The 689-nt window shown below is 73.1% G+C and carries 1 protein-coding gene; it reads left to right on the plus strand.

The window, feature by feature from the left end:
- A partial coding sequence (locus AB4K12_RS31235; RefSeq protein ID WP_368438176.1) for a biotin carboxylase N-terminal domain-containing protein occupies nucleotides 1-689 on the plus strand: 689 nt, incomplete at both ends.

Below are 689 nucleotides of genomic sequence, written 5' to 3' on the forward strand. Positions count from 1 at the left end.
ATCGCCAATCGTGGCGAAATCGCTGTCCGTGTCGCTCGTGCGTGCCGGGACGCGGGGATCGCCAGTGTGGCGGTCTATGCCGATCCGGATCGTGACGCGTTGCATGTCCGGGCGGCTGACGAGGCGTACGCGCTGGGCGGTGACACTCCCGCCACCAGCTATCTGGACATGGCCAAGGTCCTCGCCGCGGCCGCCGAGTCCGGGGCGGACGCCATCCACCCCGGCTACGGGTTCCTCTCCGAGAACGCCGAGTTCGCCCAGGCCGTCCTCGACGCGGGCCTGACCTGGATCGGCCCGCCCCCGCAGGCCATCCGCGACCTCGGCGACAAGGTCGCCGCCCGCCACATCGCCCAGCGCGCCGGCGCGCCCCTGGTCGCCGGCACCCCCGACCCCGTCTCCGGCGCGGACGAGGTCGTCGCCTTCGCCCGCGAACACGGCCTCCCCATCGCGATCAAGGCCGCCTTCGGCGGCGGCGGCCGTGGCCTGAAGGTCGCCCGGACCCTGGAAGAGGTCCCCGAGCTCTACGACTCCGCCGTCCGCGAAGCCGTCGCCGCCTTCGGCCGCGGCGAGTGCTTCGTCGAGCGCTACCTCGACAAGCCCCGCCACGTCGAGACCCAGTGCCTGGCCGACACCCACGGCAACGTCGTGGTCGTCTCCACCCGCGACTGCTCCCTCCAGCGCCGCCACCA

It is taken from the genome of Streptomyces sp. C36 (genome assembly GCF_040932295.1).
GTDB classification, from domain to species: Bacteria; Actinomycetota; Actinomycetes; order Streptomycetales; family Streptomycetaceae; genus Streptomyces; species Streptomyces triculaminicus.